We start from the raw sequence: 14,841 nt of genomic DNA, 5'->3' as shown, positions 1-14,841 counted from the left end.
CGGCATCCCTACCTTGGAGGGCAATGCCCCTACGCATCGAAGACTATGCCCTCATCGGTGACACCCAGAGCGCCGCCCTCGTGGGGAAGGATGGCTCCATCGACTGGCTCTGTCTCCCGCGCTTCGACGCCGATGCCTGCTTCGCCGCCCTCCTCGGCTCCGAGGAGGATGGCCGTTGGTTGCTCGCCCCCTCGGGAGACATCCGCCGCGTCCGGCGCCGCTACCGCGCCGGCACCCTCGTGCTGGAGACGGACTTCGAAACGGACACCGGCACCCTGCGCGTCATCGACTGCATGCCCCCGCGCGGCCGCGAGCCGGACCTCGTGCGCGAGGCCGTGTGCCTCGAGGGCCAGGTCTCCGTCCGCATGGAGCTCGCCATCCGCTTCGGCTACGGCGGCCGCACGCCCTGGGTCCACCGCCTCGACGGCCGCTTCACCGCCATGGCCGGGCCCGATGCCCTCACCCTCCTGTCCGACGTGCCCCCGCGCCACGAGGACGCCACCCTGCGCGCCGACTTCCCGCTCTCCGCCGGCCAGTGCGCCCGCTTCCTGCTCACCTGGCACCCCTCGCACGAGCCTGTCCCGCTTCCCATCGACGCGGCCACCGCCGTGCAGCACACCGAGGAGTGGTGGCGCGAGTGGTCCTCGCACTGCGCCTATGACGGCCCCTGGCGCGAGCAGGTGCTCCGCTCGCTCATCGTCCTCAAGGCCCTCACCTACTCGCCCACCGGCGGCATCGTCGCCGCACCCACCACCTCGCTGCCCGAGGCCCTCGGCGGCGTGCGCAACTGGGACTACCGCTACTGCTGGCTGCGCGACGCCACCTTCACCCTGTTCGCCCTGCTCAACGCCGGCTACCACGAGGAGGCCCAGGCCTGGCGCGACTGGCTGCTGCGCGCCGTGGCCGGCGAGCCCGAGGAGATTCAAATCATGTATGGCGTTTCCGGCGAGCGCCGCCTCACCGAGCAGGAGTTGCCGTGGCTCTCCGGCTACCAGGGCGCCCGGCCCGTGCGCCTGGGCAACGCAGCCGTGTGCCAGTTCCAGCTCGACGTCTTCGGCGAGGTGCTCGACTGTCTCCACGTGGCCCGGCGCTCGGGCGTCCCCCCGCGAGATGAGGGCTGGGGCCTGCAGCGCCACCTGCTCGAGTTCCTCGAGTCCAACTGGGAGCGCCCCGACGAGGGCATCTGGGAGGTGCGCGGCCCGCCCCAGCACTTCACCCACTCGAAGGTGATGGCCTGGGTGGCGATGGACCGGGCCATCAAGACGGTCGAGTTGTTCCGCCTACCCGGGCCCGTGGAGCGCTGGAAGGAGCTGCGCGCACGCATCCACGCCCAGGTGTGCGAGCGCGGCTATGACGCCGGGCGGGGCAGCTTCGTGCAGGCCTACGGCAGCAAGGAGTTGGACGCGGCGCTGCTGCTCATCCCCCAGCTCGGCTTCCTGCCTCCGGGAGACCCGCGCGTGGTGGGGACGGTGGACACCATCCAGCGAGAGCTGTGCGAGGGCGGGCTGGTGCGCCGCTACGACACGCACCGCTCGGAGGACGGGCTGCCGCCGGGCGAGGGGACGTTCCTGGCGTGCTCCTTCTGGCTCGCGGACGCGCTCACGCTGCTGTGCCGCCTGGACGAGGCGCGCACCCTCTTCGAGCGGCTGCTCTCGCTGAGCAACGACGTGGGCCTGCTCGCCGAGGAGTATGACCCGCGCACGAAGCGGCACCTGGGCAACTTCCCCCAGGCCTTCAGCCACGTGGCCCTCATCAACACCGCGCAGAACCTCACCTACCCGAGCTGCCCCCTCACCGAGCGCCCGGGGGCATAGTTCCGGGCCTGGGCTTCCGCCATCCCGCTCGCGTCTGCTGCTGCTTGCGCTGCCGACGCTTGTGCCCGGCTTCGCTCTTGCGTGTATGGGCGGCGATCTCACGGTCGATCATGCGTTCCAGCTTCCGCAGAAGCGCCTTGGGAAGAAACTCCGGGTACGTCCTGGGAAACCCCAGGTAGCCGTCATCACTCCCCACCCACCGGAGGTCACCCTCGTCCCCCTTCACCAGGCCCCCCGCGGCTCGGATTGCAAGCTGCAGTGCCTGCATCGAATCGATCCCCCAGAGTTCGAACAGCTCCTTCTCACCCGAGTGGACCCACTCCACGCTGCACTTGTAGTTACCGGTTCGCGAATCCCTGGCCGGTACACGGACACGGATGGCGGCTCGCTGGCGAGAGCCGCCGGCGCTCTCGAACCGACGCTCCGCCATGATCGGCCCAGTGGGTCTGGTCCCGCGCATCAGTCGAGTCACCGTAGGCATGGCGGGAACCTCTCAGCATCCGAAGTAGTTGGAACAAAAGCCCCGGCACTGCTGCTCGCTCTCATTGGCTTACAAGAATCGAGGCAACGGCTCAGATTCACTGGGCGCTTACGCTTCCCCTCGTCTTCGCCTGGAGGCTTGCGCTTCTCCTCCTTCCCTGGAGGTTTCGCGGCCCCCCTTTTCCAGGGCCTGATGGGAGGAGTGGTATCAGGGGCCCTTGGGACTCTGCCGGCAACTCGAATCCTGGCAGAGTACAGGCCGTGGTGCGGAGGAGGTGCGCGCGGGGCGTGAGGCAGCGGCCAGGAAGGAGGGGATGAAGGAGAGGACACCGCGAGTAGACTGGGCCGAGTTGCGCAGGAGGACGTTCGACTTCGACGTGTTCGCCTGCGTGAGGTGTGGAGGCAGGCGGAGGGTGTTTGGTCCACCTGGACGGGATACGAGGACTTCCTGTTGGGCCTGCTGCGCGATGGGCGGCTCGCGCCCGGTCGACTCGAGGCCACGTTCCGGTCCTACCCGGACTCGTACGAGGTGAATGCACTCACGGGCGGGCATTGAGCGAAGGGCCGTACGAGGTGTCCCGTACGAAGTGCCCCGTACGAAGTCTCTGACACCTGGGATGGCCTGGCCATAACATGCTGGCGCATATCCATCACTCGTCAGCCAGACATCTCGTCCTCGGTGAATCAGACCTCGTCCAGATCCACGCGCCCGATTTCGTCGTCTACCTCAGTGGGCGGTGGTGGTTCCCCTGCATCGAGCTTGTCTTTCTCGAGGAGCAGATCGTTCAAGCAGTAAGGGCTACTTCCGCAAGTTCCAGACGGAGGATAGCAAGCACTTCGGCCCCAACGGCGCCAAGCTGAGTTTGTATCTTCTTTGACCGGATGGGCTGCTTGGGATTGAGAGGAAACAAGCAACTCAAAATCCCGGCTGTTGATAAGACGAGTGGGTGACAGTAGAACCAACGTTCGCTCGAACCAGCTCAACGACCTGATCGATCTCTATCGGGCGTTGGGCGGAGGTTGGACGCCCGGCATTCAGTGAGCAGCCTGCCTCGGGGCACCAGAAACTTGGGGTGGGCAGGCAGCGCCCACTACACTCACCCACGCTGTCTCGACGGGAGTCGAAACCATGGGCTGTGTGTTCTGCGAACTCGGCGTCTGTATCGACCTGGCGCACACGGGGACTGTTCTCATCTACGATTCCACGGGAAAGAGTACCGCCCACCTTCTGGGTCGGCTGGACGAGGTCCCGCCGCCGCTGCTCGAAGACACGAGGACTGTTCCCCTCTTCGATTCCACGCGCAGGACGTCCGTCCTCGTGCCGGATCCGCTGGGAAATGACCCCCTGTGGTCGTCCCTGTTCCCACCCCTGCCCACGCCGCCGCCGAAGCCGCTCCCCTACAACGCCTGCGTCGGCCTGGAACTGGAGACCAACTTCCTCGTCATCAAGAAGAGGAAGCAAAAGGACGTGGTCTACAAGGACCAAGGCCTTCGCATCGACGCGGACACGGCGGTCGGAGGCTCCGACGGCTCCCTCGAGTTCGTGGTGACGAAGACGCCCAACAAGGAGCAGCTCCTCCAGCGCGTGCGGCGCTGCCAGCTGCTCGCGAAGTCCCTCATCGCCAAGTGCAAGTCCCAGAGCAGGGCGAAGTCCTCGAACAGGCGATCGAAGTCCAATGTGGTGCCCACCACCACATGCAGCGGAACGCCCCTGGAGCTCTTCGGCGAGGGGCGCGAGGCGGCGCCGGTGGACGAGAAGAAGACCTCGGTGCCCGACGGCTCCGTCGGGGTTGAGCTCACGAAGGCGACCCCCAATGCGACCATCCAGTTCACTATGGGGGTGCCGCTCTTCCGAATGCGGAAGTACCTGCTCAACGCGGCGGAGTTCAGCGTGGACTACGGCGACCGGGTCAGCATCATCGAGATGATTCACAACGGTATCATCATGAGCGGCGATGCCTCGGCCACGCACAAGGCGAGCGAGAAGTGGCGCGGCTTCCTGCTCTTGTTCGGCCTGTATGTCTACGACTTGCAGGTGTGGAATCCGAATAGGGACTCGGATGAGGGCCCGAAGAATGGCCTGACGGTCATGACGCGAACCAGCTTCCGCGAGATGTACCTGCACCTGAGGCCGGGCGTCGTGAACAGCACCACCTCCGAGGGGGACACCAGGGAGCTCAAGCGCGTCGCGAGCGCGGTGCTGGGTCTCGTGAGAGGAGCGCCAGGCATCGGGAGCGCGCTGCTCATCGCGAAGGCTTATCCCTGGGCATCCGAGCGCGCCATGAAGAAGACAGACCTCACGCTGGTGGACTGGATCAACAGCATCATCCATGGGACGAAGAAGGCGTTCCGCGAGCAGGTGATGGAAAAAGGAATCTCCGGCAATGGCGAGCCCGACTTCCTCTGCCCGCCGGATGGCTTCGACTCGCTGTTGCCGCGCTACAGCCTGGGCGCGATGAAGATGGATGGTGAGCTCGTCATCATCGAGCACCGCAACCCGGCGCTGCTCACCAGCGGCGTGGAGGACCTCGAAAACTGGGAAGCGTTCGCAGACCTGGCGTTCGACTTCGCGGATGCCATCCTCCAGGACAAAGACTTCACCGGCTAGGGGAACCGCATCCAATACCTCTTTCCATCGACTTGAAGAAGCGGCTCCTCGCACCTCTTGGGCGAGCGGCCTGGGCTATCGAAGGCCGGCTCGACACTGTTGTGGGAGGCGTGGGAGAAGTACACCGTGTCCGCGGAGACGAACAGCTCCCCGAAATCACTGAGCTCACCCGTGGTTCCGGAGCGGGTTCCCCCCTCGGAGTGAGGCAACTCCCACCATAGCCCCCCCCCGTTTCGGAAGAACAGGGCGGCGGGGCACCGCGCGGGATCAGTTGCTGATGATCAACTGCGTGTAGGTGACGCTGACGTTGTCGATGCGGTAGGTGGTCGCCAGGGCAGCATTTTCTCGCACCCGGAAGTGTCCCACGAGGGCTCCGGCGTAGTCGTACACCCGGGCCACCACGGAGGTGCTCCCCGTGGGCCAGTCCTTGATGGAGACGACGGCCGTGTTCGACCCCCCGCCGGGGGTCGTCGCCTTCACCTCTCCGCCCACTACGTATTCGATCTTCCGGATGCGGTGCGGCGCATACCCGCTGATTCCCATGAACGTGAAGCGCAGGGTCTGCTCGTCCTCATTCAGCACGAGCGCGGGGGCACTGACCTTGATCGGCGCGGCGTAGGTCAGGCTCACGCTGTCAACGCTGAAGTCCCACTCCCCCGTCCCCGCGCTGGACACGAAGCTCAGCTGCACCATACGGCCCCGGAAGGACGCCAGATCGAACTGGGCCCGCCGATAGGAACGACCCGCCGGGAAGTAGTTCACATCCAGCCGGTCGTAGGCGGCCAGCACAGTCTGCACGCCCGTCCCCAGATCCTTGACCAGGACCGACAGCTTCGCGGCCTCCGTGGCATTGGGCTCGACACGGTAGCGGAAGCTCAGTGGCACGGACGTGGCATCTGCGGGAATGCTCACCGCCTGGCTCAAGCTGCCACTCGCGCTGAAGGCCGAACTCCGTTTGCCCATGAATGGCTTCGGGCGCTTGCCCGCGTGCTTCGCGAGAACCCCCGCGCTGGCCGACCAACCGGTGATGCCCGCCTCGAAGGTGCCGTTGGTCAGGAGCTGGTTCGCCCCCACCAGCACCATCGACAAGGTCTTCTGCGCGGTCTTGAGCGTGCGATCCTCCGCCGTAGCGAGGCCTGGGCAGGCGTGTACCCCAAGGGGGCTCAAGCGGCCTGTCCACCGGCCGGGAGCATCGCTCGGGCGGCCCCGTCAGCGGCCCTCCTCGGCCCCTCCGCTCCAGCCCTCACCCTCAACATGGCCTCTATCCCGCCTATACGTTTCGCTCACAGGGGGATGGGCGCCCAGGGGCCGAGCGCCTCCAGTTGGAAGCCGGTCACGGTGAAGCTGGCCAGGAAGTCATCGAGCCGTGGAGGGGGCTCCAGCCGGAGCAGGGAGACGGCGCGCACCTCGCCGGGCGTGTGGCACTTCCACCCCACCACCACCCGCTCCCTCAGGCGCTGGCAGCCGATGACGATGCCGCCGCTGAGGCTCTTGTCGGAGATGGTCCAGCGGGAGGCAGCGGCCGCCAGGGCCTCGATGTGCATCTCCTCCGTCACCAAGGCCCCGTACTTCGCGTCTCGCAGGAGCCAGCCGAGCAGGTGGAGGTGCAAGCTCCATCCCATCGAGCACCGTGTCTCTTCCGCCCAGGCCAGGAAGCGCTCGAAAATGTCCGCGCCATCGGGTGGACACAGGCCCTGGAGCAACTGGGGACACGGATCGAACAGCGCATGCCAATACGCGCGCAGTGCCATCTCCGCCATCTGCCGCTCCCGCGTCTTCTCCGGCAAGGCCCGCGCCCGTGCCCACGAAAAGTATGCCCGGTACACAGGAGCCTCAGTGAGCATGGCGGCCTCCCCATTCCCGGGCCGCCACGAGGTCGCGGCTCCAGGCCTCAAACCCGACGTCCCTGTCCCGCTCGATGCAGAGGGTGGTGGCCTGTCGCGCCTGCGCGAGCGTCTCTTGCATGAGCTGGAGGGTGTCCCCGGCCAGCTCCCCTCCGTGGGTGTCGAAGGCGGTGGAGGGCTCCGGCAACACGTCGTAGCCGCCAGCGTGGAAGTGTTTCACTCCGGGCAGGAGCCGCGCCCACGCATCCGGCTTCACGCCGCAGTTGCGCCAGGCACAGATGGCGTTCGAGAGGTCGAACAGCACGCCCATGCCCGTATCCGCCACCAGGGCTTCGAAGAAGGCGGGCTGATCCCTGCCTATCTCCAGGAGCGAGGGATAGTTTTCGAAGTACACCTGGGTGCCGAGCATTTCCTGCCAGAGGCCGACACGCTGCCGGGCGTGCTCGTACACATGTCCGTACTCCAGTTCTGGAAGGAGCGGGACTTCCCGCCCCTCTACCGTGAAGCGGAGCAGGTGATCCGAGATGTAGAGGGGCTTGAGCTCCCGCGCCAGGAGGCGGAGGCGCGAGGCCATGGCGGCCAGCGTCGTGTCGTCCCGCTCCAAGAAGCGCGAGTGCATGATGTGGAAGGCCACGGGCACATCACCGAGGGCCCGCCGCACCTCGACCGGAGGGACGAGGAAGAAATTGTCGATGAGGATTTCGCAGAAGTCCGCATGTCCGGTGCGCAGCAGCTGCTGGATGAGGGGGAGGCGGCTCGCGCGCGTCCAGTTCACCCCCAGCTTCGGATGTATGCCGCCATTCACCACGGGGACGCCCTTTCGAAGATGAAGAAGGCTGCCCCCGGCATGAAGCAGCCGGAGACAGCCCAGGCCTCGGCACTAGAGAATGATGCCGCAGTCGACTCCGGCGGAATCCTGCACGGTCAGAACCTTCACCTCGGTCACGTGGGTCTGGATTGTCATGGTTACGTTCCTGCTCTCTGGCCTCGGGTGGGAAGACACTCAGCGCAGGATGGGATCGTCTGCCAAGGCAACCAGATGTTCCTCCCTGCCAAGGGATTGAGGGCGGCCTGCCTGGATGTGATCACGGCTCCGCCGGCGTATAGAAGGTAGGCTCCCGGGGAGGCTAGGCGAGTTGGGTGGGGGACATCTGCCGGGGGACTGGATGAGGACGCGCGCTCGACGGCCGCAGGAGAAAGCCCACGCTATTCCGCCAATGAGCCACGGCGTAGCGCCTCGCACCGCGCGCGAGCCACTCCAGTCAGGGCGGGGGGAACTTCGCCAACTCCACCATCCTGTGTCCACGGCCCTGCTCCCTGAAGCGCCACTGCCCGCTGAAGGAGCAGCCGAGCAGGGGGCAGTCCCGCCACTCCTACACGCGGGGCTCCAGTTCGACGCCCTCGGGTTCGTGGTGGAGGGTGAGCCACACCGGTCCCGGCAGCGCGTCGAGCGCGCGCAGCAGTTCATCGATCTCCCCGTCGCGTGACGTCCAGCCCCATCGGTGCATGCCGGCCCAGGGCCTCTCCAGCGTGCTGGAGTCGGGGGACGGAGAGCCCAGGGAGAGCGATGCGCCCTCCTGGCTGTTGGTCGCCGTGAAGCTGTACTGATGCGCGACGAGCGAAGGGGCCTCCCTCCAGTAGGAGGCGAGGAGCCATCCTTCCCCGGCGGGATGCCCCGGGGCACGATCTCCCGTCCAACCAGGTGAACGACCTTGAATCCTGACGGTGGACCCCGACACGTGGGTCCCGTGCCGAGGAGGCGTCTCATGCGAAAGCTGAAGGAGCTCGTGGCAGTCCTGGCGGTGGTGCTCGGTGGGGTGGCGTCTGGCGCGCAGGCTCCGCGAGACGACACCCCGGGCGAGTTCGACTACTACGTCCTGAGCCTCTCCTGGTCGCCGACGTTCTGCGCCAGCCCGGCGGGGCGGCGGAGCCCGGAGCAGTGCGGCCAGGGACGCTCCTTCGGCTTCGTGATCCACGGCTTGTGGCCGCAGTTCGCCCAGGGGGGCTTTCCCAGCTCGTGCCAGTTGAGGCCGGAAGCGGTGCCGACAGAGGTCGTTGAGAAGATGATGCCCAGCATGCCCAGCAAGCGGCTCATCTCGCATGAGTGGGAGAAGCACGGCACGTGCAGCGGCCTCGATGTCGAGGAGTACTTCAACGTGACCGAGGAGGCCTTCCAGAGGGTCGCGCTGCCCGAGCCCCTTCGGACTCCGAGGAAGATCGTCACCGGCTCCGTGACGGCCATCGAGCGGCTCTTCATGGAGGAGAATCCGGGCCTGGACCCGGAGGAGATCGCGGTGGTGTGCAACGGGCAGACCGTCTCCGAGATCCGCATCTGCATGGACAAGGAGCTGAACTTCCGCACGTGCGGCAGGGACGTCAGGGACACCTGCAAGGAGGGCAGGGCGCGCTTCCCTCCCATCAGGAAATGACCATGGAGGCCCGCCGAGGGGAGCCCGCAGGGGTGACGCACCGCCCGGCGGACAGCTCGTGAGCAAGGGGGGGTTACTTCATTGTCCGGGACGCGCCCCAGTCCGCCTGCACCTGGTCCGCGTAACCCCTGGCGAAGGAGACGAGCCGCCGGGTGGCTTCCTTCGAGTCCTCGCCCACCCACTTCACGAGCGAAGCCGCGCGGGCCTGGGTGCTCCCGTGCGCTCGCGCCAACACCACCCCGGCCTGCGTGAAGGCCGAGAGGAGCTCCTTCTCACTGGTGAGGGCCTTGTCATCCAGTTTGGCCTTCTCGGGCTCCAGCTCGCGCACGAGGAACGCGCGGCCGCTCACCGTGGTGGCACCGGTGAGCGGGTTGAAGTTCGAGCCGAATCCAGCCTGGTTCTTCACCACGAGCGCACCATCCGCGGGCACGGGCGGCCGCGCGAGACTCGGAGCGAGCAACTCCTTCAGCTCGAGCATCACCGGAGGGGCGTCCGGTTGCTTCGCGCGGACGAGCGCGTAGTAGCGCTCCAGCCCGTAGCTGCTGCCCCCGGCGTCGAGCCGCTGGGCCCAATCGAGTACCTCCAGGGGCCGGGCGATGCCGTCCGCCCCCCGCAGGCCCACCTCGTAGGGCACGAGCGCGGCCCGCAGGGCCTTGTGCGTCTCCGCTGACACCGGATGGAGTGTGTCGCTGCTCTGGAACCGGACCTGGCCCCGCGAGTCCGTGCGGGTGTACTCCTTCAACAGGTCCCTGGGTGAGGCGTCCTGGGCCTTGGCGATGAGGTCGTCCACCTCCCCCTTCGCCTCCTTCTTGGAGAGAAACGCGCCAGGGTTCTTCCCGCGCCCGGCGAGCCGCTCCAGCTCGCGCCAGTACGCATTGGCGAGCGCCTCGACGGCCTTCGCCTGCTCCTTGGGCTCCAACCCGGCCTCGCGCGCGGTGAGGGCGGCGCTGACGGCCAGGCGGGTGAGGTCCACCTCGGGCGAACCGGGAGTGGCCTGATCGAAATCGTTGAGGCCCCATACCGCTTCACCCTTGGGGCCGCGGATGGTGCCGAGATTCCCGATGTGCATGTCCCCCACCACGGGCACCCGGGGAGCAGGACGGTCCAGGAGCCGCGAGGCATCGCGCCAGGACCCGCGCAGGTCCTCGTGGAAGAGCGCTGGCATCATCCGGAAGAAGGCGGACGCGCTCTCGCGCATCAGGGCCTTCTTCTCCTCCAGCCGCTGGGGCGGCAGGGCGAGGCGCTCGTGGAAGGCGGTGGTGAAGGTGACGGCCTGCTCCGGGGGGCGGCGAGCGGCCGCGGCGGTGGAGGTGCGGCCGAGGGGCGAGGGGGTGGAGCTCCGCTCGGACGGAGTGCTCCGAGGCGAGGGACGAGGGGACGAGATGCGCATGGGGACCAGGGGGGACGGCTCACTCTAACTGTGTGTCCATGGCTCGGGACGTGACGGTGTGGCAACACGCCACGGTGCACATCCACACCGCGCCCGCCAGAACCGGAAGGCTCCGAGCGGGCGCTGCGGTAACACGGTTGCCGGGCCTACGTGGGCGGCGGCGGGGGCGGGAACGGGCTGAAGGACGTGTCGAACGGGGCCGTGGGGCTCCAGTTGTTCACGCGCAGGTTCAGCGCCCGGTACGTCAGCACGTTGTTGACCGTGCCACTCGTCAGGTCGCTCCAGTCGCCCATCAGCACGAAGAAGGTGGGCACGGTCGCGGTGTCGGGCACCACCGTCACGGTGGCGTCGCCCGATTTGGTGAGCTTCACCGTCCTGGATGCTGCGCCGGTCATCGCCGGTGGTGATGGCGTAGTAGCCGGTGCCCGTAGTCAGCGTTCCGGCCGGCAGGGTGACGTACAGACGGCCGCTCTGCGATGGCTGGAAGGCGGGCGCCCCTGGAAGGACACGCGCTGGGTGGCCGCCGGGAGCAGCACGCCCTCGGCCACGTCCGCCGAGTACGGGGACACGGTGTTGAGCGCCGTGCCGGCCTCGTTCGTCAGCCGGCGGTTGCGATTCGTCCCGGTGACGCGGTCCGCCGACACGTAGCGCACCCGCACCATGTCCGCCTCCGTGACGGCCTCGAATTCGTCGTCCCGGAGCACCAGCAACTTCGGCTTGTCCAGGCGCTCCATCCCGACGTACAGAAACACGCGAACGTGAAGATCGATGGTCCGCGCCGCCTCGGCCCGCCGGGTCACGCATCGGTCTACTTCGCCGACCCGTTCGGCAACGTGCTCGAGTTCGTCACCATGGGCTACCGCGGGCCGGTGACCGACGGCCCGCCCGACGTCTCCGTGCTCTGAACTTCGCAGGAGGACAGAGCCATGGGCGTGGTGCGGGAGGATGACGGCTGGAGAGTGCCGGACGAGCTGTGGACGAAGCTGGGGCCCCTGCTGCCGCCGCGACCCGAGCATCCCCTGGGCTGTCACAATCCGCGCACGCCGGACCGACAAGCGATGGACGCCATCTTGTTGGTGCTGCGCACGGGCATGCAGTGGCGAGCGCTGAAGGCCACGGGTTGTGCGGACCGTCGTCGGCCTACAGACGCTCCGGGAGTGGTTGGAGGCGGGGGCTGCTGACCCCCTGCGCCTGCCTCCACACCTGACGCACGCGAACACGTCCACCGCGAAGGTTCTGCGCAGCTCCCAGCCTGGTCCAGCTTCCTGCGTCCCGTCATCCCAGTGGCCGCCGCCCATCTGATCGCGGCCCAGGAGGCGTGCTCGGGGGAGCATTGAGATCGATCATCTCCCAGCGCTTCCGCCTGGCTTGCTCGGCCAGACGAGGATCCCCGATGACCGCGACCGGGTGGCCGACGGCTTCGAGCATCGGCACGTCCGTGGAGTGGTCTCCATAGGCGAAGCATTCCGCCGAGTCCGCTTCGCGGGCGGCGAGGAAGGTGCGCACCGCGTCCGCCTTGCCCTGGCCGATCATCTGCGGCCCGTCGATCTCCCCGGTGTAGCGCTCCTCCCGCACCTTCAGGCGCGTGGCCAGGCAGTGCGTGACGCCCAGCTCCCGCGCGAGGGGCTCGAGGAGCTCGTCCAACGAGCCGGAGACGAAGACCGGGACGTGCCCCCGGCCCTGGTGCTCCCTCAAGAGCCGGAGCGTGGGAGCGATCAGCAGCCCGGGATGGCGCTGCTTCTCGAGCGAGAACCACACCGCCGCCGCCGCGCGCACGGCCTTCTGGCTCCGTCCCGCGTAGGAGCGGTAGTACTCCCGGTTCAGGAAGAGCCTGTCCCTGCCTTCCCCTTCCCAGGCGGAGAAGCGCGAGAGGAACTCGCGCCAGCGCGCCTCGCCCCGGCCCCGCGTTCCGCGGCTCTCCCAGCGCAAGTAGAACTCCTGGAAGCTGAACATGCTCTTGAGGGACAGCAGCGTCCCATCCACGTCGAAAAAGGCATACATACGATTCGTCCCGGCTGAGGGTGGAAGACAGAAGGCGGCCGGGCCCGTGGGGTGGAGCCCGGGTCCGGCCGCTGGAGGGTGCTCGCCCGTCATCCGGCCTTGGGCAGGGACTGGGCTGGCGTGCCCCGTGCGATGGCCTGGCGTGCCTTCTCGGCCTCGCGCTGACTGAGGAACGCCGCGTCGTACACCGTGAAGCGTATCTTCACCTCCGTGAGGAGCTCGCCGCCCTGGACGAAGCAGACCTTCACCTCGGACGAGAGCGAGCCTCGCTTGCCCTCCTTGTGCTCCAGGATGTGGTACTCGACGTCCATCCCCAGCGGGAAGCCGAAGGCGTGGTACGTGGCATCGATCTGATTGATCACGAAGTAGTGCGAGCGGTCCCGGTCCTTCAGGAAGTACCGCTCCGTGACGGCGAGCATCATCTGCCGGGCCGCCTCGATGAGCACCATCCCCTGGATGTGCTGGCCGGTCATGTGATCGCTCAGCTCCGCGCACCTGTCATCCAGCAGCAGGCTCGAGACGTACCGCTCGCCCTCCACCATCGTCTCCGGGAGGGTGATCATGATGTTCTGCTCGAGGTGCTTGTGCGCGAGCCTCGAGCTGGCCCGCTCCAGTGCGCTCGGTCCGGGCTCGAGCGTCACGCGCTTTCCATGGGGCGCGTGCCGGGTCTGTTCCCGCAGCCGGCGGAGGCCCTCGTCCGGGATGCCCTGGCCGATGAGGAGCGTCACGTCGCCCTGTAGCGTGCCGTTGCCGAGCATCCGCTCGAGCTGCGACAAGGTGACCACTTCCTCCGGGTTCTCGTGGGAGAAGCCAGCGAACCGCTCGCCCACGACATGCAACACCTTCGTCCTCATGATCGCTCCTTGGGTTTGAAGGGCCCTGGTTCCGCTTTCTTCAGTGGAGCGCCCTTGACCTAGGAAAGAGAGCGATGCTCCGGAATGTGATGAATCATTTCCCGGAGGCCAGTGCCGTGCGGAGATGCGCCAGCGCGCGCTGCTGGATGCGCTGTGCGCCGGCGCCGGGGATGACGTGCTCCAGGAAGCGGGAGCACACGCACAGCCCGCCGCCCACGGTCATTACGCCCACGATGAGCGGTGCCAGTCCCGAGACCGTCCCGTGCATCCATCGCAGCCGGAGGTCACCGTGCTGCTCGCCAAAGCCCAGACGGCCGAGGTTGCTCACGGTCAGCTCGGAGCCCATCAGCTGCCTGGCGAAGGACTGGAGCGAGGGTGTATCGGGCTTCGTGTCCAGGAAGCTCCGCGTCCTCAGGACGTTGGTGAAGACCCCGGGCCCTTCGGTGTCCCGGTGGAGCTGGTGCTTCACGTCCCGCGCCACCTCCCAGAAGGGGCTGCCGGGCCCGAGCCGGTGGTGGGTGAGCTGCCGGGAGAACCTGACCGCGAAGGACTCCTCTCCTGGAGGAACCAGGTGGCCGCGCAGGTTGACGGGAGACATGACCGTCAGGAGGCATTCGTTCCGGGAATCCAGCTCGCCGGCCAGGGACAGCAGGAAGGCGGCACAGAGCGCGCCATGCACACTGCTCCGTTCCCGGCGGCTCGCGGCGGCCAGGTGGGCCGTCTCGTCCTCCGGCAGGTAGCATGTGAGCAGGCGGACCTGCCTTCCGTCCTCGGGCGTGTCCTGGCTCGAGAGGAGACGCAGAGCGGCCCGGGGTACATCCGGGAGGCTGGCGCGGGAGACGGCTGGAGGTGTCCCGGGCGGCGGCACGCCCGGTGGCAGGAGCTCCTCGCTCGCGGCTGGCTCGGGCAGCAGCTGTCCGTTGCCGGGCATCGAGAGCTCGTGCAGCAGGTCCCGCACGAGCAGGACTCCCGACATCCCATCCCCGATGGCGTGATCGAAGGTGAGCAGCAGCTCGGAGGTGTCGGGGCCCTGGAGGAGTGTGACGCGGAGGAGGGGGCCCTGCCCTTGGGCGAAGGGGCGGGTGAGCTCTTCTTCCGCTTCTTGTACCCAGTGCTCCTCGTTCCGCCGCGAGACGACCCGGAGCGGAAGGGAGGGCACCCCCTCCGAGACGAAGTGGGGCTGTCCCCGCGCGTCGGTCTGGATGCGCACGGCCAGCAGCGCGTGCCGCTTCTGGACGAACTCCAGGGCCCTCCGAAGCCGTGAGACGGTCAGTGGGCCCGTGACACTCGCGCTCACCACTGCGTTGATGGGCCTCGCCTCGGCCAGGCGCCAGAGCAGGTGCTCCGATGCTCCCAATGGACGGTTCATGCCTGGTGCTCCTCCGTATACAAGGAGACGCGCCTGGCGCCGGTTCTTGGCG

Annotated in this window: 15 protein-coding genes and 1 pseudogene; 5 read left to right on the top strand and 11 right to left on the bottom strand. The window is 67.5% G+C overall.

The window, feature by feature from the left end; genetic code table 11:
- The first annotated feature begins 23 nt into the window (after positions 1 to 23).
- On the top strand, positions 24 to 1,814 hold the full coding sequence (locus tag OV287_RS30985; RefSeq protein ID WP_267537654.1) for a glycoside hydrolase family 15 protein: 1,791 nt from the start codon (positions 24 to 26) through the stop codon (positions 1,812 to 1,814).
- Here OV287_RS30985 and OV287_RS30980 read toward each other — a convergent pair.
- Positions 1,792 to 2,244 carry a DUF6968 family protein gene (locus OV287_RS30980; RefSeq protein WP_267537653.1) on the bottom strand — a complete coding sequence of 151 codons (453 nt, stop codon included), beginning with the start codon at positions 2,242 to 2,244 and terminating at the stop codon, positions 1,792 to 1,794. The genes OV287_RS30985 and OV287_RS30980 overlap by 23 nt on opposite strands.
- A gap of 1,179 nt (positions 2,245 to 3,423) precedes the next feature.
- On the opposite strand from OV287_RS30980, the gene OV287_RS30975 reads away from it, so the two are divergent.
- Positions 3,424 to 4,902 carry a hypothetical protein gene (locus tag OV287_RS30975; protein WP_267537652.1) on the top strand — a complete coding sequence of 493 codons (1,479 nt, stop codon included), beginning with the start codon at positions 3,424 to 3,426 and terminating at the stop codon, positions 4,900 to 4,902.
- Between the two features lie 267 nt (positions 4,903 to 5,169).
- On the opposite strand, the gene OV287_RS30970 is transcribed toward OV287_RS30975, so the two are convergent.
- The 4 genes from OV287_RS30970 to OV287_RS30955 form a co-directional block, all read right to left on the bottom strand.
- Positions 5,170 to 6,069 (bottom strand): hypothetical protein, encoded by a 900-nt coding sequence (locus tag OV287_RS30970; protein ID WP_267537651.1) that lies wholly within the window; start codon positions 6,067 to 6,069, stop codon positions 5,170 to 5,172.
- A 116-nt stretch (positions 6,070 to 6,185) separates the two neighbouring features.
- A complete protein-coding gene (locus OV287_RS30965) occupies positions 6,186 to 6,746 on the bottom strand; it encodes a hypothetical protein (RefSeq protein ID WP_267537650.1) in 561 nt (186 codons plus the stop codon).
- Positions 6,736 to 7,521, bottom strand: coding sequence for a multinuclear nonheme iron-dependent oxidase (locus OV287_RS30960; RefSeq protein ID WP_267537649.1), 786 nt, complete (start codon positions 7,519 to 7,521; stop codon positions 6,736 to 6,738). Before OV287_RS30960 ends, OV287_RS30965 begins: the two co-directional genes overlap by 11 nt.
- Positions 7,522 to 8,119: 598 nt before the next feature.
- Positions 8,120 to 8,254 (bottom strand): hypothetical protein, encoded by a 135-nt coding sequence (locus tag OV287_RS30955; RefSeq protein ID WP_267537648.1) that lies wholly within the window; start codon positions 8,252 to 8,254, stop codon positions 8,120 to 8,122.
- A 258-nt stretch (positions 8,255 to 8,512) separates the two neighbouring features.
- Here OV287_RS30955 and OV287_RS30950 point away from each other — a divergent pair, with 258 nt between their 5' ends.
- Positions 8,513 to 9,175 carry a ribonuclease T2 family protein gene (locus OV287_RS30950; protein ID WP_267537647.1) on the top strand — a complete coding sequence of 221 codons (663 nt, stop codon included), beginning with the start codon at positions 8,513 to 8,515 and terminating at the stop codon, positions 9,173 to 9,175.
- Between the two features lie 73 nt (positions 9,176 to 9,248).
- Here the strand turns inward: OV287_RS30950 and OV287_RS30945 are convergent, their stop codons facing one another.
- The 3 genes from OV287_RS30945 to OV287_RS30935 all read right to left on the bottom strand — a co-directional run bounded on the left by OV287_RS30945 (position 9,249) and on the right by OV287_RS30935 (position 11,317).
- Positions 9,249 to 10,565 (bottom strand): DUF2252 family protein, encoded by a 1,317-nt coding sequence (locus OV287_RS30945; protein ID WP_267537646.1) that lies wholly within the window; start codon positions 10,563 to 10,565, stop codon positions 9,249 to 9,251.
- 146 nt (positions 10,566 to 10,711) lie between these two features.
- Positions 10,712 to 10,936, bottom strand: a complete 225-nt coding sequence (locus OV287_RS30940) for a hypothetical protein (protein ID WP_267537645.1) — start codon at positions 10,934 to 10,936, stop codon at positions 10,712 to 10,714.
- Positions 10,937 to 10,996: 60 nt separating this feature from the next.
- Entirely contained in the window at positions 10,997 to 11,317 is a 321-nt protein-coding gene (locus OV287_RS30935) for a hypothetical protein (RefSeq protein ID WP_267537644.1), read from the bottom strand.
- A 6-nt stretch (positions 11,318 to 11,323) separates the two neighbouring features.
- On the opposite strand from OV287_RS30935, the gene OV287_RS30930 reads away from it, so the two are divergent.
- Both OV287_RS30930 and OV287_RS30925 read left to right on the top strand, forming a co-directional pair.
- Positions 11,324 to 11,470, top strand: a complete 147-nt coding sequence (locus tag OV287_RS30930) for a VOC family protein (RefSeq protein WP_267537643.1) — start codon at positions 11,324 to 11,326, stop codon at positions 11,468 to 11,470.
- Positions 11,471 to 11,491: 21 nt separating this feature from the next.
- A pseudogene (locus OV287_RS30925) lies at positions 11,492 to 11,738 on the top strand (transposase); the annotation flags it as partial.
- Positions 11,739 to 11,840: 102 nt separating this feature from the next.
- Here the strand turns inward: OV287_RS30925 and OV287_RS30920 are convergent.
- The 3 genes from OV287_RS30920 to OV287_RS30910 form a co-directional block, all read right to left on the bottom strand.
- Positions 11,841 to 12,566, bottom strand: a complete 726-nt coding sequence (locus tag OV287_RS30920; RefSeq protein WP_267537642.1) for an HAD family hydrolase — start codon at positions 12,564 to 12,566, stop codon at positions 11,841 to 11,843.
- An 89-nt stretch (positions 12,567 to 12,655) separates the two neighbouring features.
- Positions 12,656 to 13,420: an AfsA-related hotdog domain-containing protein gene (locus tag OV287_RS30915; protein ID WP_267537641.1), complete on the bottom strand. Its 765-nt coding sequence runs from the start codon at positions 13,418 to 13,420 to the stop codon at positions 12,656 to 12,658.
- Positions 13,421 to 13,514: 94 nt separating this feature from the next.
- Positions 13,515 to 14,789, bottom strand: coding sequence for a phthiocerol/phthiodiolone dimycocerosyl transferase family protein (locus tag OV287_RS30910; RefSeq protein WP_267537640.1), 1,275 nt, complete (start codon positions 14,787 to 14,789; stop codon positions 13,515 to 13,517).
- Positions 14,790 to 14,841 lie beyond the last annotated feature (52 nt).

It is taken from the genome of Archangium lansingense, from assembly GCF_026626635.1.
GTDB lineage: Bacteria > Myxococcota > Myxococcia > Myxococcales > Myxococcaceae > Archangium > Archangium lansingense.
The sequence above is the reverse complement of the archived record's forward strand: the minus strand, read 5'-3'. Positions and strand labels throughout refer to the sequence as shown.